This window comes from Limnobacter sp. (assembly GCF_036846585.1).
Lineage (GTDB): Bacteria > Pseudomonadota > Gammaproteobacteria > Burkholderiales > Burkholderiaceae_B > Limnobacter.
The window spans coordinates 1-19,635 of the sequence record NZ_DAIUBR010000044.1; the positions used below are offsets into that span (position 1 = coordinate 1).

The 19,635-nt window shown below is 53.2% G+C and carries 18 protein-coding genes; 6 read left to right on the top strand and 12 right to left on the bottom strand.

The window, feature by feature from the left end; all coding sequences use genetic code 11:
• Positions 1-58: 58 nt before the first annotated feature.
• From mnmH to V7028_RS14295, 3 genes are read right to left on the bottom strand one after another with little or no spacing between them, the layout of a single operon-like run.
• Positions 59-1,090 carry a tRNA 2-selenouridine(34) synthase MnmH gene (gene mnmH, locus V7028_RS14285; RefSeq protein WP_334120754.1) on the bottom strand — a complete coding sequence of 344 codons (1,032 nt, stop codon included), beginning with the start codon at positions 1,088-1,090 and terminating at the stop codon, positions 59-61.
• Positions 1,091-1,139: 49 nt separating this feature from the next.
• Positions 1,140-1,874, bottom strand: a complete 735-nt coding sequence (locus V7028_RS14290; RefSeq protein ID WP_334120755.1) for a 3'-5' exonuclease — start codon at positions 1,872-1,874, stop codon at positions 1,140-1,142.
• Complete coding sequence (locus V7028_RS14295) at positions 1,871-3,832, bottom strand: DUF294 nucleotidyltransferase-like domain-containing protein (protein ID WP_334120756.1); 1,962 nt, start codon at positions 3,830-3,832, stop codon at positions 1,871-1,873. The genes V7028_RS14290 and V7028_RS14295 overlap by 4 nt, the downstream gene beginning before the upstream one ends.
• 181 nt (positions 3,833-4,013) lie before the next feature.
• On the opposite strand from V7028_RS14295, the gene V7028_RS14300 reads away from it, so the two are divergent.
• Complete coding sequence (locus tag V7028_RS14300; RefSeq protein ID WP_334120757.1) at positions 4,014-4,424, top strand: YkgJ family cysteine cluster protein; 411 nt, start codon at positions 4,014-4,016, stop codon at positions 4,422-4,424.
• Here the strand turns inward: V7028_RS14300 and pxpA are convergent.
• The 6 genes from pxpA to V7028_RS14330 all read right to left on the bottom strand — a co-directional run bounded on the left by pxpA (position 4,408) and on the right by V7028_RS14330 (position 8,671).
• Complete coding sequence (gene pxpA, locus V7028_RS14305) at positions 4,408-5,142, bottom strand: 5-oxoprolinase subunit PxpA (protein WP_334120758.1); 735 nt, start codon at positions 5,140-5,142, stop codon at positions 4,408-4,410. The two genes, V7028_RS14300 and pxpA, sit on opposite strands and share 17 nt — an antisense overlap.
• Positions 5,132-6,109: a biotin-dependent carboxyltransferase family protein gene (locus V7028_RS14310; protein WP_334120759.1), complete on the bottom strand. Its 978-nt coding sequence runs from the start codon at positions 6,107-6,109 to the stop codon at positions 5,132-5,134. Before V7028_RS14310 ends, pxpA begins: the two co-directional genes overlap by 11 nt.
• Entirely contained in the window at positions 6,102-6,803 is a 702-nt protein-coding gene (locus tag V7028_RS14315; RefSeq protein WP_334120760.1) for a 5-oxoprolinase subunit B family protein, read from the bottom strand. The genes V7028_RS14310 and V7028_RS14315 overlap by 8 nt, the downstream gene beginning before the upstream one ends.
• On the bottom strand, positions 6,784-7,248 hold the full coding sequence (locus V7028_RS14320; protein WP_334120761.1) for an Hsp20 family protein: 465 nt from the start codon (positions 7,246-7,248) through the stop codon (positions 6,784-6,786). The genes V7028_RS14315 and V7028_RS14320 overlap by 20 nt, the downstream gene beginning before the upstream one ends.
• Before the next feature lie 128 nt (positions 7,249-7,376).
• Positions 7,377-7,778, bottom strand: a complete 402-nt coding sequence (locus V7028_RS14325; protein ID WP_334120762.1) for a YchJ family protein — start codon at positions 7,776-7,778, stop codon at positions 7,377-7,379.
• A gap of 11 nt (positions 7,779-7,789) precedes the next feature.
• Positions 7,790-8,671, bottom strand: a complete 882-nt coding sequence (locus V7028_RS14330) for an alpha/beta fold hydrolase (protein ID WP_334120763.1) — start codon at positions 8,669-8,671, stop codon at positions 7,790-7,792.
• A 203-nt stretch (positions 8,672-8,874) separates the two neighbouring features.
• Between V7028_RS14330 and flhD the strand changes: the two genes are divergently transcribed.
• Complete coding sequence (gene flhD / locus V7028_RS14335; RefSeq protein ID WP_334120764.1) at positions 8,875-9,192, top strand: flagellar transcriptional regulator FlhD; 318 nt, start codon at positions 8,875-8,877, stop codon at positions 9,190-9,192.
• Between the two features lie 44 nt (positions 9,193-9,236).
• Entirely contained in the window at positions 9,237-9,803 is a 567-nt protein-coding gene (gene flhC / locus V7028_RS14340; protein ID WP_334120765.1) for a flagellar transcriptional regulator FlhC, read from the top strand.
• Positions 9,804-9,818: 15 nt separating this feature from the next.
• Here flhC and V7028_RS14345 read toward each other — a convergent pair whose 3' ends face one another.
• Entirely contained in the window at positions 9,819-10,286 is a 468-nt protein-coding gene (locus V7028_RS14345) for a cyanophycin metabolism-associated DUF1854 family protein (RefSeq protein ID WP_334120766.1), read from the bottom strand.
• Entirely contained in the window at positions 10,279-12,402 is a 2,124-nt protein-coding gene (locus V7028_RS14350) for a cyanophycin metabolism-associated ABC transporter (protein ID WP_334120771.1), read from the bottom strand. The genes V7028_RS14345 and V7028_RS14350 overlap by 8 nt, the downstream gene beginning before the upstream one ends.
• Positions 12,403-12,618: 216 nt before the next feature.
• Here V7028_RS14350 and V7028_RS14355 point away from each other — a divergent pair, with 216 nt between their 5' ends.
• Both V7028_RS14355 and cphA read left to right on the top strand, forming a co-directional pair.
• Complete coding sequence (locus V7028_RS14355) at positions 12,619-14,763, top strand: cyanophycin synthetase family protein (protein WP_334120767.1); 2,145 nt, start codon at positions 12,619-12,621, stop codon at positions 14,761-14,763.
• A 38-nt stretch (positions 14,764-14,801) separates the two neighbouring features.
• Positions 14,802-17,414, top strand: a complete 2,613-nt coding sequence (cphA, locus tag V7028_RS14360) for a cyanophycin synthetase (RefSeq protein ID WP_334120768.1) — start codon at positions 14,802-14,804, stop codon at positions 17,412-17,414.
• A 14-nt stretch (positions 17,415-17,428) separates the two neighbouring features.
• On the opposite strand, the gene norR is transcribed toward cphA, so the two are convergent.
• Positions 17,429-18,976, bottom strand: coding sequence for a nitric oxide reductase transcriptional regulator NorR (gene norR / locus V7028_RS14365; RefSeq protein WP_334120769.1), 1,548 nt, complete (start codon positions 18,974-18,976; stop codon positions 17,429-17,431).
• Between the two features lie 210 nt (positions 18,977-19,186).
• Here norR and V7028_RS14370 point away from each other — a divergent pair.
• On the top strand, positions 19,187-19,635 hold a 449-nt coding region (locus V7028_RS14370), incomplete at its 3' end, for a globin domain-containing protein (protein ID WP_334120770.1).

Below are 19,635 nucleotides of genomic sequence, written 5' to 3' on the forward strand. Positions count from 1 at the left end.
TTTCAGCGAATTAAATCAGTTCGGGTGATATCAGCCGAGTGACAGGGTGAACACCAATCTATGAATCTTCAAACTGCACACGAATTTTCTTCGCCACTTCCAGCAAACCAGCCGGTGACAAATCATTCAGTTCAATCAGCGGTGATTCATCAATGTTCGGGTATTCACGCAATATCGATCGGCGGTAGGCTGGGTCGTAATGGTTGCGCATCAAGCGTTCAAACAACTCGGGCATTTGGCGTTCGGCGGCCAGTTTTTCCCATTCTTCGTATTCCTTGCCACCCACCAGGCTTCGAATAAAGCGAAGGCGTTCCAGCATGCCCTGTGGGTCTTCTTCAAAGTGTTTGTAGTCTTCTCGCCAAAGCGAAACCCGCTGCTGCATGTCGACATGCAGGCGAATGGTTTTGCCCGCGCGCATGGAATCGAGCAATGAAGCGGGCAGTTGAACATTACCGATTTTTTTGCTTTCCGCCTCCACCCAAATCGGCTTGGTGGGGTCACATTTCGCAAGTTCTTGCAACAGCAGGGTGTCAAAGTATTTTTGCGAGGGCTGCGGCGTGCCGGGCACTGCACCAATAATTGAACCCCGGTGGCGGGCTATGGCCTCCAGGTCAACAACCTGGCAACCTGCCTCGCGTAGCGCGTACAACAAACGGGTTTTGCCGCAACCCGTTGGGCCACTTAAAACATGGTAGTTAAATTGCGTGGGGGCTGTTTCCAGTTGCTCATTCACCCAACGGCGATAGGCCTTCCAGCCACCTTGAAGTTTCTGAACGTCGTAACCAATGGTTTCAAGGGCATCAAACCACAGCTTGCTTCGCTTGCCGCCCCGGAAGCAATACACCAGCACTTTGCCGTCTTTGGGGTATTTGGGCAGGTCGTCACTTAAGTGCCGCGCAATATTGGCCAGTGAATAACGCACACCAATGCTGTAGGCCGCCATTTTGTCGGTTCGGTGCAGTGTGCCCACTTCGGCGTATTCGTCGTTGTTCACCACCGGCATGTTGACAGCACCCGGAATGTGGTCTTCCTCGTACTCGCGGGGCGAGCGGGCATCAATGATCAGGGCGTAGCTGGAAAAATCGTGCATTTGAACAACAATTGGGGGAAATCAGACCACCTTTCAGGATAGCTGAAAATCAGGTGGGCAAGTTTCGCCCTGGCAAGGTTTTCAGCCCATTGGCAATTGTTTTCACGCCCTTCCATTCAATCGCCTTTCGCTTTTGCAACATGGGCCAAAGCTTCATCAGCAGTTGCGCAGTGGCCAGTACATCGGCCGTGGCTTGGTGGCGGTGCTCGCATTCAATGCCGTAACGCTGCATCCACACATCTAGCGGAAGCTGGTGGTTTTCCTTGTGCAGCACCGCCGCCAAATGTTCAAGGTCCAGCCAGTGTTTGTGCGTGGACCGCCCCAGCACTCGCCGCATGGCTTTGTTGATCAGAATTTCATCAAACCAGCTGTGAAAGGCAATCAAGGGCGAATTGCCCACATAGTGCAAAAACTCGCCAAGCGCCAACTCTGCACGCACGCCACCTTGCTGGGCCCCAATGCCGATGCCATGAATCAGGATGTTGCTTTTGTCGATGGCCTCGAATTCGATCATGTCAACAATCTCGGGTGGCTGTTTGATGACCACTTCAAAGGTGTCAGTCAGCGAAATTCGCGGGCGGCGCTGCGAATCAAATTCAATGGCCGTGGCTGCAATGGAAATAAGGCGGTCTTTTTTCGGATTCAAGCCCGATGACTCCACATCCACCACCACCCAGCGGTCGGGGTTGGGGCTGGAGAAATCGAGGCTGTGCGACAAGCGGTGTTTGATATAAGTTGCCCACCCTTGTACTGGCAACAGCTGGCCGGGTGCAGTAGTACTCAACGCATGTGCTCCATTTCAATGCGTTGTTGCAAACGGCGCCCAACCCTGAAGCATTCCTTCAATATGCGACGGTCGATGTTGTCCAGCACATCGTAGTTCACCACATTGGGCTGATCGGGCAAATCGGGCACAGCAACCCCCTCGTCCAGCTGAATTCGCAGACGCATCATCTGCAAAAATTCAAATGCACTGACCCAGGCGTCACGGCGCTGTTCTTCCACACTTAAACGTTTGGCCACCGCCTCAAAACGGCGGCGTGTGTTCACTTCGTCGATGCCAAAAACGAGCGAGAAAAACCTGGCTGCATCAACAAATACCGCTGTACCCTGCTTCTTCAGGTCAAGCGTGCGTATGTCGTCAATTTCAGTGGTGTCGATGCTGCCATGCCAGTTCAAAGGCGGACGAAAGCGCATGATGTTTTCTGCCAACAGATGCAGAAAAATCGTGGACTCTTTGGCACGGGTAACAATGTAGTCGCGAAGTGGTGCGGCCAATTCCTTGTTGCCGGCCAGGGGGCGAAGATCAAAGAAGATATTGACGCGCAACAGGTTCTCTGGCGTGGCCACATCGATCCAGCGGGCAAACTTGTTAAGCCATTCGCCTGCCGTCAGGCAGCATTCCGGGTTGCTGGCCATGATGTTGCCTTTGCACAGCGGGTAACCACACTGGTCCAGGGTTTGATTCACCTCCTTGCCAAAAGCCAGCCAGCGGGGGCGATCCACATCGGGTTGATTGCTGATGAACAGCAAACCGTTGTCCTGATCGGTGGCAATGGTTTGTTCAGAACGGCCTTCGGAACCAAAACTGAGCCAACAATAGGTGGCAGGGTCGATGCCCATGCGGTTGCCCACCACTTCCAGAATTCGTTCGGTCAGCACGTCGTTCAGGTGGCTGATCAGTTCGGTCAATTGTTTGGCGGCAATGCCCTGGCCCAGCAGGTTCTTGGCAAAACTGCGTATGTCGTTGGCGCATGCACGCAACATGTCGGCATCCTGGGCCGATCGAATGTTGCTGCTGATCTGTTTTAACGACAGACGCTGCATGGCAAATATGTCGCGTTCAGACACAATGCCGCTTAACTTGCCATGTCGGGTCACCGGCACGTGGCGAATGCCAAAGCGCGACATCAACAGCGCAGCATCTTGCGCGGTCATGCTTTCATCCAGCGTGTGCACAGGGGCATTCATCACTTCTGAAATCAGCGTGCTTAGGGGCTTTTGAGCCATGGCCACGCGGGAAAGCACGTCCTGGCGTGTCAGAATGCCTTCCACTTGCATGGCATCATTCACCACAATCATGGAACCGATGCGGTGTTCGTGCATCACTTCAAGCACCTGTTTTAAAGGCGTATTGGGCGAACAGGAGAACGGTGCATGGCTACACACGTCGCGCAGGGGTTTTTCCAGCGTTTGCTCAGCCAGCGTTTGTGAAGAATAAGCCACCTGAATGGCCTTTCTGGACAAGTCCAGAAACTGCATGGTGCGCCGGGTTAAATAGTCGGAGAACACCGGGCTTTTGCGGGCCAAAGCCTGCACGCCATCGAAGGTGAACATCAGGCAAAAAGTGTCTTCCCGCGCACTGTAGGTAGCAGTAACTGCCCGTTTGGCCAAAAAGGCATTGACCGGGAACATTTCACCGGCTTCATACTGAAAACCGGTCGACGACAAATCGGCCAAACCTTTGCGCCCCACCGCAGACCCTTTTTCAACGTAATACAGGTAAGGGGGCGGGCCGTCTTCCGGGCGAACAATCACCTCGTTGGGCGCAAAGTAGGTTTCAGCGCAACCTTCAAGCAGACAATCCAGGTCCCGCAGGGGAATTTCACTGAAAGGGGCGTGTTTGATCAACCTTTGTTTGATGTAGTCCAGTATTTGGCCGGACGGGCTGGTGTTTGGGATGCCAGATTCAAGGGTATTGGGCCCCGGATCTGCCACTTGTGCGGCATTCGGTCGATTCACAGTCTCTCCATTTGCTGGGCGTAAATGGTTTTTATAGTGGTTTTCCCTATTGTAGCCCCAGCACCTTACAATTTGCTTGTTTGATCGAAGAGACGTGGTTTGAAAATATTTCTTGCTTTGCGTCTGCGCTAAGAATATATTCGCGCAAACTCCCCCTATGGCTGTTTTTTCAGAGGTAAAAATGCAGTCAAACCCAACCACAATCATTGTTGATGGCGCCGGCGTTGAAGCCTTGTGCCAAAGCTGCGGCGTGTGCTGCTCAACGTTCCGGATCAGCTTTTACTGGGGCGAAACCACAGCGGCTGAGGGTGGGGTTGTGCCGGTCGAAATGACCGAACAGATGAACCTGTACCGCAGCTGCATGAAAGGCAGTTCGCAAAGCAAGCCACGTTGCATTGCTTTGGCGGGCAATATTGGCGAGTCAGTAACCTGCACCATTTACGAAAACCGCCCTTCCCCTTGTCGTGAATACGATGTGTTTGATGCCCAAGGGGAATTGAACCCCCGGTGCAACCAGGCCAGGGAAAAGCACGGACTAAGCCCTTTGAACGTCAGGTTTGTACCCGCCACGCCTGTTAATTCGCCCCACTAAACGCTTCCCGATCATGCTCTTCCACAGCCAGGCGAACCGCCTGGGCATTGGCAAGGGCCTGTGGTGTGTCGCCATGCACACACAGCGTTTGGGCATGTATCACCAAGCTTGAACCATCGATGCATTCAATTGGCCCCATCCGCATCAGGGCTGCGGCCTGGGCCTTGACCTTCTCGGGGTTATCAAGAACAGCTCCGGCCTGGCTTCGGGGTACCAAGGCACCATTGGCCTGATAAGCCCTGTCAGGGAATGCCTCTTCAATTACTGCAATGCCCTGCGTGCGGGTTAACGCAACCTGTGGGCTGTCAGCCAGGGCAAGAAGCCTTAAATGCGGGTAGGCTTTTGCCAGCTCAACCAACAGTGCTGCCGTTTCCTGTTGAAAGGCCGCATCGTTGTACAACTGGCCATGGGGCTTGAAATGCGATGTAGTGCATCCCATTTTTGCAGCAATATTTTCAAACAAATCCATTTGCCGCTTCAGTTCATCCAACAGCTGGCCAGTTTCCCCTTTGGGATTTGTACGTCCAAACCCGGCCTTGTCGGGGTAACTGGGGTGTGCACCCACCTGAACATTGTGTTCAAGCGCAAGGGTGCAGGCACGCCGAATGCTTTGTTCATCACCCGCATGGCCACCGCAGGCAATGTTGGCCCAGTCCACCAACTTGAACAGGTTTGCATCGTGTGCACAACCTTCACCCAAGTCGGCATTAATCATCATGATTTTCGCTAACACCGGATTCGATTGCATATTGATAACGCTCCAATTCCTTGTCATGGATCAACTGTGCGCGCATTGCCTGTACCGCATCAACCACTAACCACTGCACGCTTTGCCCGGTGCCCAGGTTTGCAAACTTCCAAAGGTCACAGCCCAACACACTGGCAATGCGCGGGTAACCGCCTGTTACCTGCGATTCGCTTAACAACACCAAGGGTTGACCACTGGGTGGCAGCTGCACCATCCCGGGGTGTACCGCGTGCGAGCGCAGCGACAATGCTTCTTTCAAAACCAAAGGCGCTTTTACGCCGTTCAGTCGATACCCCATTCGGCTGCTTTGGCTGCCCAGCACATGCAATTGGGTTTGAAACAGGTCGCGACTTTCTTTACCAAGCGATTCAAATTCGGGCCCGGGCAAACAATGCACCAGGAGGGGTTTTGCCGAATCGCCTACAGCAAGGGGCATGGCCAGGCGCACTGCGGGGTCCAGGCAAGAAACTGAATGCAAGTCGCCCGCGTGAATTTCATCGCCCACCTGCAAAGCCCGGCCCTGGAAACCGCCAAAACCGGCGGGAATGCAGGCGCTTCTGGAACCCATTACCACGGGCACATCCACCCCACCCCTAAGGCAAAGCATGTTCCAGAACCCAAGGCTGGGCGGCAATGTGCGCAGTACATCCCCCACCTGCAACACCAGTACCTGACCGCTCACCACCTGCCTGTTATTCAACTGCGCATGGGCACTGCGATTGGCAAACAGCACAGTGCAAGGCTTGGCACACACAAAATCAAACTGGCCCATCAGTTCCAGGCAGGCTGCATTGTCCGCATTGCCCAAGGCCCGATTGCCAACGGTGTAGGAAAACACATCGAGCACACCGCCCACCGGCACGCCTTCATGTTGACAACCCCAACGCCCTGCGTCGCTGACAATGCCCTGCCCTTGCGCCTTGACCAGTTTAAGCATGCTCCACCCGCACAAATTGAACTGTGTCACCGACCTGAAGCAGTGAATGGCCTGCATCATCTGGTGCTTCCGGGTCGAACAACACGTGTTCAACATGCCCCAGCAAATGCCAACCACCCGGGCTCTCCCATGGGTACACAGAACAGTAGTGTGCGCCTATCGCCAACGTACCTGCTGGCACACGTGCCCTGGGGGAATTTCTGCGCGAAAACTGAAGCTTTTCCGGCAAACCGGTCAGGTAAGCAAAGCCGGGTAAGAACCCCAGAAACTGGACGGTGTAAATCGAGTTGCTGTGAAGTTCAATGACATCATCAGTGCACAAGCCAGTTTGGGCTGCCAGCCAGTCAAGGTCCTGGCCCGCCACGCCGCCATAGTTCACAACAATTGAATGATGACGACCTGTCGCCAGTTGTTTGCCAATCTGCTTTGAAAGTTTGCCCAGCAGTGGGGGCAATTCAGTCAGCATGGTTTGCACACAGTGCGGGGGCTTCACCACCTGTGCAAACAGAAGCGTTAGGGATTCATCGGCCTGAACGCACCGAAAAGCAGGCCAGCCCGCGGCAAGCAGCCGGTCGGAAAGCAATGTTGACAGACGCGCGATTTCAATTGAACTTCGCGACCAGTCAATTTGAATTGCCCGATCCGACAGACCATAGACCGCGGGCTGGTGCCAATCAGGCGGCTTGCTGGCCATCGTTATCCGATTCAATGGTTCGCAAATCAGCTTCACCAATCGGAATACGACGGGCTTTCATTTGTTCGGGTATTACCTTCAGCAACTGAACCACCAAAAGGCCATTTTTCAAGTTTGCGCCCTCCACCTGCACGTAGTCTGCCAGGTTAAACTTGCGCTCAAAACTGCGAAACGCAATACCCTTGTGCAGGTACTGCTTGCCCTCTTCATCGGCTTTTCGGCCACGAACGGTGAGCACACCGCGTTCCACTTCCAGATCCAGTTCTTTCTCCTCGAACCCGGCCACTGCAACGCTAATCTGGTAACGGTTTTCATCCAGCGCTTCAATGTTGTAGGGTGGGTAACCGCTGGATGTGTCGGCACGCATTGCGGCATCAAGAATACTGGCCATGCGGTCAAATCCAATGGTGCTGCGGTACAAGGGGGTAAGGTCGATTGTTGCCATGATTCATTCTCCTGAGAAGCAAAAAATCAGTTGTTAAACACAATTCGGAAAACTCTCGCAGAGACATTTCCCGTACTGCTGATTTATGAGCCTGTTCTCAAAATTTCAAGACCTGCGTTTCAAAAATTTCAACTGTCATACAAATCCCCATCCACATAAAACCACTGCCCGCCCTCTTGCACAAAACGGCTGCGTTCATGCAATCGGCGGGCGGGCCCCACATGGGGCTTGTAACGGGCAACAAACTCGACCTCGGCTTTGTGGCCTGTTTCTTGGCTGGCCTTCACAGTTAGCCCGATCCATTTTCCACCCCGCATTTCAGCGGACAAATCCATGCTTTCAGGGCACGTTGAACCATGCCAGGTTTGCATTAAATAGTCGCCCAAGCCCAAGGCATAGGCGCTGTATCGGGAACGCATCAGAGCCTCTGCAGTGGGCGCATTTGCCCCATCACCATGAAAAACGCCGCAGCAGGCAAGGTAACTGCCTTTGCCACAGGGGCATTGAATCAATTTGTCCTTTTGAGCCATGCGATGTGCCGTCAAGAAGACACGGGCATGAATTTCAGGTGTGCCTTGTACACCAGCGAAGCCCTGTCCACCATGGGGCAATGCCCGGTGTTTTCCAGCATCAGGTCCTGGATGGCAGGATTGGCCTGTTTCAGCACGGCCAAACCACTGGGGTGCACCAATTGATCAGAATCACCCCACACCACCATCAACGGCACCGGTGTGTTTGCCACCATGTCATTCAGGCAAACATTTGTTTCCGGGTTCACAAATTCCATGAACACCCGGTCCAGCAACGCCTTGTTCAGAAACGACATGCGGCCAAAATACTTGCGCATGAAACCGGGCATGGCCGGTGGCTGACCACTAAAACACAGGCTCACCACCTGTTCATATTCACTGAAACTGGAAGGCGCAAGCATCACTTTTCCTTCCTCAGCAAACGCCTGGCCAATTGCAGTGTGTTCCGCCCCCTTCACACCAGCAGGGTTAAGCAAACACGCGCTCAGTATCCGGTTGGGAAAGTTTGCAGCCAAGGTACCCGCCAAATAACCACCCATCGAATTGCCCATGACATGAAAGTTTTTAACACCCAAGGCATCAAGCCAGCGCAACACGCGGTCGGCTTGCTCGGCAATATTGAAGCGGGCATTGCTTGGCCGGTCAGATTCCCCAAAGCCGATCAGGTCAGGGATCCACACCGTGTAGTGGCGCATCAACCGTGGTGCCAGTGCCAGCCAGTTTTCCTTGTTCGCACCAAAGCCATGAATCAACACCATGTCTGGCCCCTGCCCACCCTTGAAATAAACCGTGCGCCCGTCGACCGTGTCGATACTGGCTTTTGTCAGGCCCAGCTGTCTGGATTTGGAATCAATCAGCTTGCGGCACAGCCAGTTCATGAATACGTTGTTCATTGTTTTCTCACCTGTCTCATTGTGTTGTTGTCTGGTTTTTTCTTACACATCCAATGGCTGCTGACCGATGCGGTTTACAGCAATTGGATGGCTTAGTTTTTTTCGCTAATCGTCAACAATACATTCACTGGGTTCGATGTCTGTGGGAAGCGTCGAATCCGCATCAAAAAAGATTGCTTGATTTGAATAGGAGGATGTTCAAAATGAAAGCAAATGAACTACTGGAACAAATTCGCGAAGCCAATTTATCTTACCTGCTTCTGGCCAAACAACTCATCATCGAAGACAAAGCCGAGGCCATGATTCGCCTGGGTATCGACGAAAACACAGCCGATCTGCTCAACCAACTGACGACCGCACAGGTTTTACGCATTGCCGCAAACAATGTACCCATGTGCAGCATTCGTTTTGAAGACCCGGCCGTGTGGAAACTGCTCTCTGATCACGGAAAAGAACGCGCCATATCCGGCATGCACGCCGCCATTTTAATGGCTGGCCGCTGCACCCAGATTACCGCTTGATTTAAACGTTGTTGATGCACCTGCGGGTGCACGGAGAACATGCCATGTCCAAGATCAAATCCTTGACGGCTGAAGTCGTCCAGATCAAGCTCGCTTCTGACCTGATTGAGCTTGATGCGCGATTGCAAGTGCTGGAAAGCGAAACCCAACTGTCGCGTGAACGCCTGATTCGCCTGTACAAGGAAATCAAGCACAAATCACCCCCAAAAGGCATGCTGCCTTTCTCGACAGACTGGTTCATGACTTGGCAACCCAGCATTCACTGCTCACTGTTCATGAATTTTTATTCAGCCTGCATCAAGCACACCGACATGGAAGACGGTGAATGCCTTGTGAAAGCCTACAAACTGTACCGTGAACAAATCACCATGCTTGGCTTGCCCGAAGTGCTGTCCTTGACCCGGGCCTGGCGTTTGGTAAAGTTTTTTGATGCTGGCATGTTGACCAGCACTGCATGCAAAACCTGCCACGGCAGTTTTGTGGTGCACACCTACGACCTGGTGAAGAACTACGAATGCGGCCTTTGCAACATGCCATCAAGGGCAGGGAAAACCAAACAGGATGCAGCCACACGTTTCTTCAACGAAGAAAGCATGCTCGAGACTGCTTGACCTTCTTGTGGCAGCTCAGGCCATAAAGCGGGCAAGAATTTGCCTGCTTCGTTTGTCAAGCGCAAACAGATCCTCAACAATGAACTGCATGCCGTTGGCGTGTGTCAACACAAGGCGCCTGCCACCCAGCCTGCGAATGCTTTCGTCAGATGGCAACTCGAACTTGCATGGCCCCTTGTCGGTTTCCAGCGTCCAGATACTCGGCGTGGAATACGTCGACACAGACGTGATGCGCAACACAGAAGGCCTGAACTCCCGCACTGCCAGGAATTCATTCACAAGCGCCTGAGATTCAGGATCAAGATCATCCAGACGATCCAGCCACGCCATTTCTTTGCTGTACTCATCAACAATCGAAATGCTTTCTTCGGGCGCAGAAAACGGAAATGCCAACACCGGCATTACACGGTCTGCCACCAGGGCATCGCCTTTGTACAGGGCGAGCTGGCCCTGCATTGATTTGTGCAATCGCCAATCAGTCATATTGGGCCTGCTCCTGCTTCAGTTTTTCCTGGGCCTGGTGCAAATGCCAGAAGTGCGATTTCGCAGCCAGCAGTTCATCGTGCGGCCCCTCTTCCACCACCTTGCCGCGGTCCATCACCACAATGCGGTCGGCTTTGCGCAAAGTCGACAATCGGTGTGCAATCGCAATCGTAGTTCTTCCTTGCACCAGGTTGTCCAGGGCCCTCTGAATTTCTTTCTCTGTTTGTGAATCCACGGAACTGGTGGCTTCGTCAAGAATAAGAATTTTCGGATCAATCAGCAAAGCCCGCGCAATTGAAATGCGCTGGCGTTCACCGCCCGACAAACTTTGCCCACGCTCGCCCACCAGCGAATCGTAGCCATGCTGCAAACGCAGAATAAATTCATGCGCATGCGCCAGGCGCGCCGCCGCAATAATTTCCTGCAGGGTGGCATCAGGCCGCCCGTAAGCGATGTTCTCAGCAATGGTGCCAAAAAACAGATAGGGCTCCTGAAGCACCAGACCAATGTTTCGGCGGTAGCTGTTCATCTCGATCTGACGAATGTCAATGCCGTCGGCCAGCACCGCGCCATCGCTTACATCGTAAAAACGGCACAACAAATTCACCAGGGTGGATTTACCCGAACCACTGTGCCCCACCAAACCCACCATCTCGCCTTGCTTCACTTTCAGGTTCACACCGTCCAGCACTTGCCTGCTACCGTAGCGAAATGACACATTGCGCAACTCCAGCTCGCCTTTCAAGTGGTCAATGTTCACAGGGTTCACGGCCTCGGGTACAGACGACTTGTAATCGAGAATATCGAAAATGCGCTTTGAACCGGCCGCCGCTTTTTGGGTAACAGACACAATGCGACTCATGGAATCCAGGCGGGTGTAGAAACGGCCAATGTAAGCAAGGAACGCCGTGAGCACACCCACCGTGATGTCGTTGTTCATGATCATCCAGATGCCGGAGGCCCAAATCACCAAAATACCGAGTTCGGTCAACAAGCTGACCGTGGGCGCAAACAGCGACCAGGTTTTGTTGATCCGGTCGTTCACTTCCAGGTTGCGCTGATTCGCTTTCAAAAAACGGTTCGACTCCCGGCGCTCTTGAGCAAAGGCCTTCACCACGCGAATACCGGGAATGGTGTCGGTCAAAATATTGGTGACCTCGCCCCACACCCTGTCTACCTTCTCGAAACCCGTGCGCAACCTTTCGCGCACCATGTGAATCATCCAGGCAATGATGGGCAAAGGCAGCAAAGTCAGCAAAGCCAGTTCGAAATCAATGTTCATCAGGATGACGGCGGTCATCACCACCATGATCACATCGGTGATGAAGTCAAGCGCATGCAAAGACAAAAACAAATTGATCCGATCGGTTTCGGCACTGACACGGGCAATCAGGTCGCCCGTCCGTTTGGCACTGAAATAATCCAGCGACAAACTCATCAAATGGTTAAACGTGGTGGTGCGCAGATCGGACCCGATTCGCTCTGACACCAACGCAAGCAGGTAGGTACGTGCCCATGACAAACCCGCTGCAACTATCGCAGAAACCAGCAGGCCACTCAGATAAAGGGTAGCCAGTTCCGTATTCATGGGTTGACCATTCTGAAACGGGATCAACACCTCGTCCATCAATGGCATTGAAAGATAAGGGGCCACCAGTGTGGCAGCGGTGGACAACAAGGTCAAAACCATTCCTGCCAGCAAACGCCAGCGATACGGATGGGCAAAGCGCCACAACCGCAACAGCGCCCGGGAGGAAACAGGTTCTTCAAAACCTGTGTCCTCAAGTTCATCATCGGCCAACAATTGCGGCACCGGGTGTTGAATTTGAGCAACATGGACAGAACCCTGCTCAAAATCGCGAACAGCCGCTTCCAAAAGATCAACAAACTCCTCGAGCGCACGGTGCAAACTGAAACTGGCATAAAAACGAAACACCTGCCCCGATACAACCTGAACCAGCACCGTAGAAAGACCTGAATGATCCGACATGGAGATTTGTTCAATATCCAGAAAAGGTGCCCTGAAAACAGGCACCTGCAGATTTTTGTCTACGACAATTAATTCATGCGCGTTAAAGGCTACAAGGCTTCTTGAAAACTCGCGTTGAGTATTCATGTCGGCCACAAATACAGCCTGAATTGGCGAACCTCCGGCCCAAACCTCTGAAAGGCGCTGCACTTCGTTTTCAGACGGTGAAAATCCAACGATTTTCAATGAGATTACCCCCTCAGTTCGCGAATTCGCTGATGTTACACCACTATTTCCAGCGACACGGAGTTAACATTGTTCGAAAATCCAATCATCGAAACTAATCCTGCCGACCTCCAGCTTATGACGCAAAAACGCCTTACAGTACTTCGAACCATGTGGCTGGATGGCCCGAACATATGGACTTATCGCAGTTGTATAGAAGCTTTGGTGGATATTCAGGAACTGGAACAATTTCCGTCCAACCTGCTTCCCGGTTTTTACGAGCGTTTAACGGCCTTGCTACCCGGTTTGGTTGACCACCGTTGCGGAATTGGTGAACCGGGCGGCTTCCTCTTGCGCGTACGCGAAGGCACTTATGCGGCGCACATGCTGGAACACATCGTGATTGAACTTCACACCCAGGCTGGCCTGGATGTTGGTTTCGGCAAAGCGCGAATGACCAGCAAGGACGGTGTTTACAAAATGGTATTTCGCACGCCTGATCCGGTCGTGGGCCTGGCATGCCTTGAAGCCGGGGTGCGCCTTCTGCACGCCGCCATTGAAGGTACGGAATACGATTTGCAAGCCGAACTGAAAGTGATCAAACGCCACTGCGACATGCACGGCCTGGGGCCAAGCACACAACACATTCTGGATGCCGCGTATGAACGACGCATTCCGATTGTTCGCTTAAACGATGGCAATCTGGTTCAACTGGGTCATGGCAACCAGCAGCAACGCATCTGGACTGCAGAAACGTCAAAAACTTCCGCTATTGCCGAAGGCATTGCTGCAGACAAAGACCTGTGCAAAGAACTACTGGCACAGTGTGGTGTGCCAGTACCCGAAGGCGAATTTGCAAAAGACGCAGACCGGGCATGGGAAATTGCGCAAGACATCGGCCTGCCCGTGGTCGTAAAACCAGTCGATGGCAATCAGGGCCGCGGCGTTTCACTTGAACTGGACAAGAAAGAAGACATCCAGAAAGCGTGGGCTTTGGCCTATGAGGAAAGTTACAGCGGCGTAATTGTTGAAAAGTTCATCCGAGGTGTTGAACATCGCGTGTTGGTGGTCAATTATCAAATAGCCGCTGTATCCCGTGGCGACCTGGTGTTTGTGGAAGGTGACGGGCAATCCAGCCTTCAAACCCTGGTTGATCTTCAAATCAACACAGACCCTCGCCGTGGCGACACCGAGATTACGCCACTCAAAACAATCCGCATCGAATCAAACCCGGTTGTTTCACTCGAAGTACAGCGCCAGGGTTACAAGGGCGATTCCATCATCCCGGCAGGCACACAGGTCATCATTGAACGAAACAGCAATGCGTCTGAAGACGTCACTGCCCTGATTCACCCTGAAATTGCCCGCCTGTGCTGCATGGCGGCCCGCGTGGTGGGTCTGGATGTGGCGGGCGTTGATTTGGTGTGCGAACACATTGACCAGCCCCCAAAAAGCCAATCGCTGGCCGTGGTTGAAGTAAACGCAGGCCCTGGCCTGTTGATGCACATCAAACCGGCCAAAGGGCAGCCACGCAATGTGGGCAAACCAATCATCGAATCATTGTTTCCTGGTGAAGCCAATGGCCGAATTCCAACAATCTCTTATTCCGGCGGCACGGAAATTGATGGCTTTGGTCCAGAACTCACCGAGATTCTGGAAGACCAGGGCCACCGCGTGGGTTTGGCCTGTGACCAGGGTTTGTTCATGAACGGCCGCACAATCAGCAAAACACTTTCTGCCAACTGGCAGGCTGGTCGCAATTGTTTGATCAACAAAAACCTGGACACTTTGGTGATGCAGGTCAAACCAAACACCATTTTGTCAGAAGGTCTGCCTTTTGACCGCTCAAGCCTGGCGGTGATCACCAGCCTGGGCTCGATGGAGGGCCTTGACGAGTGGGACATCCTGACCAAGGAACAGCACTTCAATGTTGTTCGCACGGTGATTGACCTGGTACTAGGCAGCGGGCATGCCGTAATAAATGCGGATGAAGTCAGCCTTCTTCCCTTGAGGGAACTGTGCGACGGCAAGGTGATCTGGATCAGCAGCACAGCCAGCAACCCGGTTGTTGATGAACATGTGAAAAACGGCGGCATGGCAGTTGTTTACGAAGGTGAAAACATTCGCTTTTTGGGCAATCGTGCAGAAGCGGAAACACGCTCACCCATTGCGCTGAAACAACCACCGGCAAATCTGGTCAAAACATTGGCATTGGCTGCATCTGGCTGGGCAATGGATGTACCGCACAACCTGCTGCGCGCCGACATTCGACAACGCTATTGATTCAACGCAGACACGCATTAACAAGGTAGACGAAAACCATGAAAATTGAACGAATTCGCGCCCTGCGTGGCCCCAATTTGTGGAGCAAAAACACCAGCATGGAAGCCTTGGTGTTTTGTGAAGAGAACGAGCGCATCTACGACCGCTTTGCCAGCATTGAAATGCGTGTTCGCAGTGGCCTGCCCGGCATCGGTTCATTGCGGGCCACCGGCTTTGAGCAAAGCAATATTGCCCTGGCGCACATTCTTGGCCGTGCCGCACTTCGACTTCAGGTTGAAGCAGGCTCACAGGTCACATTCACCCATGTATCGGACAACATCATCACCGGTTATTTCCGCGTGGTTGTGCAATACGAAGAAGAGGAACTTGCACGCGCAGCGTTTGAAGAAGCGCACAAGCTGATACTGGCTGCGCTGGCTGGTGAAGATTTCGACACGCACGCCGCCATTGAGCGTTTGAAAGAAATTTTTGAAGACTGCAAACTGGGCCCCAGCACAGGGTCGATCGTGAATGCAGCGCTTCGCCGAAACATCCCGATTCGCCGCCTGACCCAAGGCAGCCTGGTGCAGCTTGGCTGGGGTTCAAAAGCACGCAGAATTCAAGCGGCGGAAACAGACACCACCTGTGCAATTTCGGAAGAAATTGCGCAAGACAAAGACCTGACCAAAACCATTTTGTCCGCCGCGGGCATTCCAACCCCCAAAGGCAAACTGGTTAAAAGCTTTGAGGAAGCAGTGCAGGCTTTTCGAGAATTGACGCAGGCAACCAAGAAAGGCGTGGTGATCAAACCCAGCGATGGCAATCAAGGCAAAGGTGTAACAGTCAATATTGTGGATGAAGAACACCTTCGGGTGGCATTCGATGCCGCAAAAAAATACGGCAGTGGCGTACCAATTGTTGAGGAATTCATTCCTGGCCACGACTACCGTTTTCTGGTTGTGGGCGACAAACTGGTTGCTGCAGCCCGTCGCGAACCACCCTCTGTGGTGGGCGATGGTGTGCACACAATCACCGAACTGGTTGAAATTGAAAACCGCAACCCGCTTCGCGGCGAAGGCCATGGCAGCGCGCTGAGCAAGTTGCGCGTGGACGAAATTGCAATTGCCCGCATCAAAAAGCAAGGCTATGCCGCCGACTCCATACCAGAACAGGGTGTGCGTGTGGTGTTGCGCAACAACGCGAATTTGAGCACGGGCGGCAGCGCAACCGATGTAACCGACAATGTGCACCCTGCCCTTGCCGAAATGGTGATTCAGGCTGCCCAACAAATTGGTATTGAAGTGTGTGGCGTAGATGTGGTGTGTGAACGCGTGGACGAATCGCTTGAAGCACAAGGTGGCGGAATTGTTGAACTGAATGCCGCACCGGGTTTGCGAATGCACCTGGAGCCTTCCATCGGCAAGGGCCGCGATGTGGGCGCTGCCGTGATCGACTTGATGTTCAAGAAAGACGAAAACGGGCGCATCCCGGTAGTGGCTGTCACTGGCACAAACGGCAAAACCACCACAGTGCGCCTGATCGAACAAATTTTGCGTTACCACAACCTGCGTGTGGGTTACACGGGCACCGAGGGTGTAGTGGTGAACGGCCACCTGATCGATACAGGCGACTGCAGTGGCCCCAAAAGTGCCCACAGGGTGCTGGTGCACCCGGAAGCCGATGCGGCTGTTCTGGAGTGTGCACGTGGCGGCATGTTGCGTGAAGGCCTGGGCTTTGACATGTGCGATGTGGGGATTGTGACCAACATTGGCGAGGGCGACCACTTGGGCCTGAACTTCATCGACAGCGTTGAAGACCTTGCACTTCTGAAAAGCGTGCTGATTCAAAACGTGGCACCCAACGGGCTTGCCGTTCTGAATGCCGACGACAAACACGCCGCCGGCATGGCCAAGCTGACGCCGGGGCGCGTGCTGTTTTTCACCAGCAACCCCGACAACCCGATTGCAGCCGCCCACAAAGCCAAAGGACGCCCAGTGATTATTCACGATGGCCGCGTGATCAACATCAGTTTTGATGATATTGAAAAAACCATTGATTTGATGGACGTGCCGCTGACCAACAACGGTCTGTTTACTTTCCAGGTGCAAAACGTGATGTGCGCAATCGCGGCCGCCCTGGGCTTGAACGTGCCATTCAATACCATCCGCGCCGCACTTGGCAACTTCCAGTCGACACCCGACACGGTTCCCGGTCGATTCAACTTTTTCAAACACAATGGTGGGTCTGTCATCGCCGACTATGGCCACAATCCAGATGCGGTCAGCACCCTGATCAACACGCTGCAAAACATTCCCGCTGTGAAACGCACGGTGGTGATCAGTGCCGCAGGCGATCGCCGCGATCAGGACATCATTGAACAAGGCCGTTTGGTTGGCGGCTTTTTCGATGACATCATTTTGTATGAAGATGCCTGCCAGCGTGGCCGCCCCGACGGTGAGACAATTGCCTTGCTGCAACAGGGCATTGCACTATCCGAAGCAGAAAAAAAACCTGTCGTGTTGGAAGTTCGCGGTGAATTCAAGGCCATGCAAATGGCACTGGACCAAACCGGCCCGGATCACTTGGTGCTTGTATTGATTGACCAGGTCAACGAGGCTTTGCAGTATCTTCAAGCCAACACCAAAGGCGATGTTGCCCAGGCAATTGCCTGACCTGAATATTCAGGCTACAACAATTCGAGCCGTTTCAACATGCGGTGAAAATTGCCGGAATCGAGTCCCAGTTGCCGCGCGGCTGCTGCTCGATTGCCTTGTGTTTCATGCAGCACACGCTGGATCAGGTTTCTAGAAAACCCGTCTATGGCGTCGCGGTACAACACCTCACCCACAGGCGTTGAAGTTCGAGTGTCCTTGGTCACAGCGCTGGCCTGAGTCGGCGGTTTATTCAACAAATCCAGGTGCTCCAGCTCAATGGTTACCATGGCCCCCAATTCATCCCGGCGTGCCTTCAGTGCTGCGCGCCCAAAGGTGTGCTCCAGTTCACGCACATTGCCAGGCCAGCTGTAGTGCTTCAAAGCCGCATCGCAACCGCGCCCCAGACGCAAATTTCGCAAACCCAGGCGGCTACGGTTTTGCTCCAGGAAATAACCAGCCAACAGCAGCACATCGTCTCCACGTTCCCGAAGTGGTGGAATGTGCAGGGGATACATACAAAGCCGGTGGTACAAATCAGCCCTGAACCGCCCTGCTTTAACCTCGGCGGCCAAATCACGGTTGCTGGCTGCAACAATTCGAACATCGACCTGATGTTCCCTGTCGCTACCCACACGTTGCACCTGCCCGCTTTGCAGCACGCGCAACAGCTTGGCCTGAGCCGAGGCACTTAGCTCGCCCACCTCGTCAAGAAACAAGGTTCCGCCGCTGGCCATTTCAAACTTACCCTGTCGATTGCTGTCGGCACCGGAAAATGCGCCTTTCACGTGACCAAACAACTCACTTTCAATCAATTGATCTGGCAATGCGGCGCAATTGATCACCACCAAAGGCAGAGTGGCCCTGTCCGACATGGCATGCAAGGCCTGGGCCACCAGTTCCTTGCCCACCCCAGTTTCACCGTGCACCAGCACCGCAAGCTGGCTTCTGGCCACAGTCTCGATTTCCCGCTTCAACGTGCGCATGGCATCGCTGTCGCCGATCATGTCGCGGCGGGCTACCTGCACGGCCTCCAGCAAGCCAAAGTCTTTCGTGTTCAACGCATCCAGCCGCCAGGCAGCTGCGCTTTCCGACAGGTCCGCCACATTCACCACCGCCTCACCCAAACGGGCAAACATCGCCATGGCACGCTCAACCCGAGCATCGAATACACCAACCCTTAACGAATCAAGTGTGATCGCACCCCACAATTTTCCGTTCACGTGCAAAGCGCAACCCATGCAATCGTGCACATTCAGATCACCTGCATGCACGCCATCCAGCAAACCATCGTAGGGGTCTGGCAACGTTGATTTGTTCGGAAAATGGGTTACACCACGGTACGTCACGATCGCATTCAAACGGGGGTGTTCACCAAGTTCAAAACGGCGACCAAGGCTGTCCGGCGTTAATCCGTGCACTACCAATGGTTTCAGGGCGTTGCCTTCCATTTTCAACAAGGCACACGCATTTCCCGGCAATGCGGCGACCATCGCGTTCACATAACGCGTGTAGCGGGTGTACGGATCAAGATCGGCACCCAAGTCTTCAATTATCGCAAGAACAAAACTCGACAGTTCCATAATTGTTATTTTCACAATAATTTGTATAAATAACAATAATTGATGACTGTACAAATAACAATATATTTTCTGAAAAATAAATCAGTATTTATCTCAACACATTGTTTTTAATAAGCTATTAAAAAAACAAAAGGATGGCATGAATATTGATAACAATTAAAACAAGAAAGTGATTTTATTTTACATTTTTTCGAAAAAAAGGAAGCCATCATGACCGTCAGCACCGAACAAAAACAATGGATCAAAGCCACCATTCCAGCCTTGGAACAAGGCGGTGAAGCATTGACTACCCACTTCTACAAACTGATGTTCAGCAAATACCCGGTCACGGCCACCTTTTTCAACCCGGCTCACCAACAACAAGGCACACAACCGCGTGCGCTGGCCAATGCCGTGCTTGCATACGCAAAACACATCGACAACCCGATGGTGCTGATGAATGCGGTCACACTGATTGTGAACAAGCACGTGGCACTGGGCGTGAAAGCCGAACATTACCCGATCGTGGGCGAGTGCCTGCTACAGGCGATGAAAGAAGTGCTTGGTCAGGCCGCCACGCCTGAAATCATTGATGCCTGGGCCGCCGCCTACGGTCAACTTGCCGACATTCTGATTAACGCCGAAGCCAATTTGTACGCCAATCAAGCCACGTCCACGGG

Excerpts from the sequence above, each read along its gene's own strand:
- mnmH (WP_334120754.1), bottom strand. The coding sequence starts at position 1,090 with ATGCACGATTTTTCCAGCTACGCCCTGATCATTGATGCCCGCTCGCCC.
- V7028_RS14300 (WP_334120757.1), top strand. The coding sequence starts at position 4,014 with ATGCAGTCAAACCCAACCACAATCATTGTTGATGGCGCCGGCGTTGAA.
- pxpA (WP_334120758.1), bottom strand. The coding sequence starts at position 5,142 with ATGATGATTAATGCCGACTTGGGTGAAGGTTGTGCACACGATGCAAAC.
- V7028_RS14310 (WP_334120759.1), bottom strand. The coding sequence starts at position 6,109 with ATGCTTAAACTGGTCAAGGCGCAAGGGCAGGGCATTGTCAGCGACGCA.
- V7028_RS14315 (WP_334120760.1), bottom strand. The coding sequence starts at position 6,803 with ATGGCCAGCAAGCCGCCTGATTGGCACCAGCCCGCGGTCTATGGTCTG.
- V7028_RS14320 (WP_334120761.1), bottom strand. The coding sequence starts at position 7,248 with ATGGCAACAATCGACCTTACCCCCTTGTACCGCAGCACCATTGGATTT.
- V7028_RS14325 (WP_334120762.1), bottom strand. The coding sequence starts at position 7,778 with ATGGCTCAAAAGGACAAATTGATTCAATGCCCCTGTGGCAAAGGCAGT.
- V7028_RS14330 (WP_334120763.1), bottom strand. The coding sequence starts at position 8,671 with ATGAACAACGTATTCATGAACTGGCTGTGCCGCAAGCTGATTGATTCC.
- flhD (WP_334120764.1), top strand. The coding sequence starts at position 8,875 with ATGAAAGCAAATGAACTACTGGAACAAATTCGCGAAGCCAATTTATCT.
- flhC (WP_334120765.1), top strand. The coding sequence starts at position 9,237 with ATGTCCAAGATCAAATCCTTGACGGCTGAAGTCGTCCAGATCAAGCTC.
- V7028_RS14345 (WP_334120766.1), bottom strand. The coding sequence starts at position 10,286 with ATGACTGATTGGCGATTGCACAAATCAATGCAGGGCCAGCTCGCCCTG.
- V7028_RS14350 (WP_334120771.1), bottom strand. The coding sequence starts at position 12,402 with ATGAATACTCAACGCGAGTTTTCAAGAAGCCTTGTAGCCTTTAACGCG.
- V7028_RS14355 (WP_334120767.1), top strand. The coding sequence starts at position 12,619 with ATGACGCAAAAACGCCTTACAGTACTTCGAACCATGTGGCTGGATGGC.
- cphA (WP_334120768.1), top strand. The coding sequence starts at position 14,802 with ATGAAAATTGAACGAATTCGCGCCCTGCGTGGCCCCAATTTGTGGAGC.
- norR (WP_334120769.1), bottom strand. The coding sequence starts at position 18,976 with ATGGAACTGTCGAGTTTTGTTCTTGCGATAATTGAAGACTTGGGTGCC.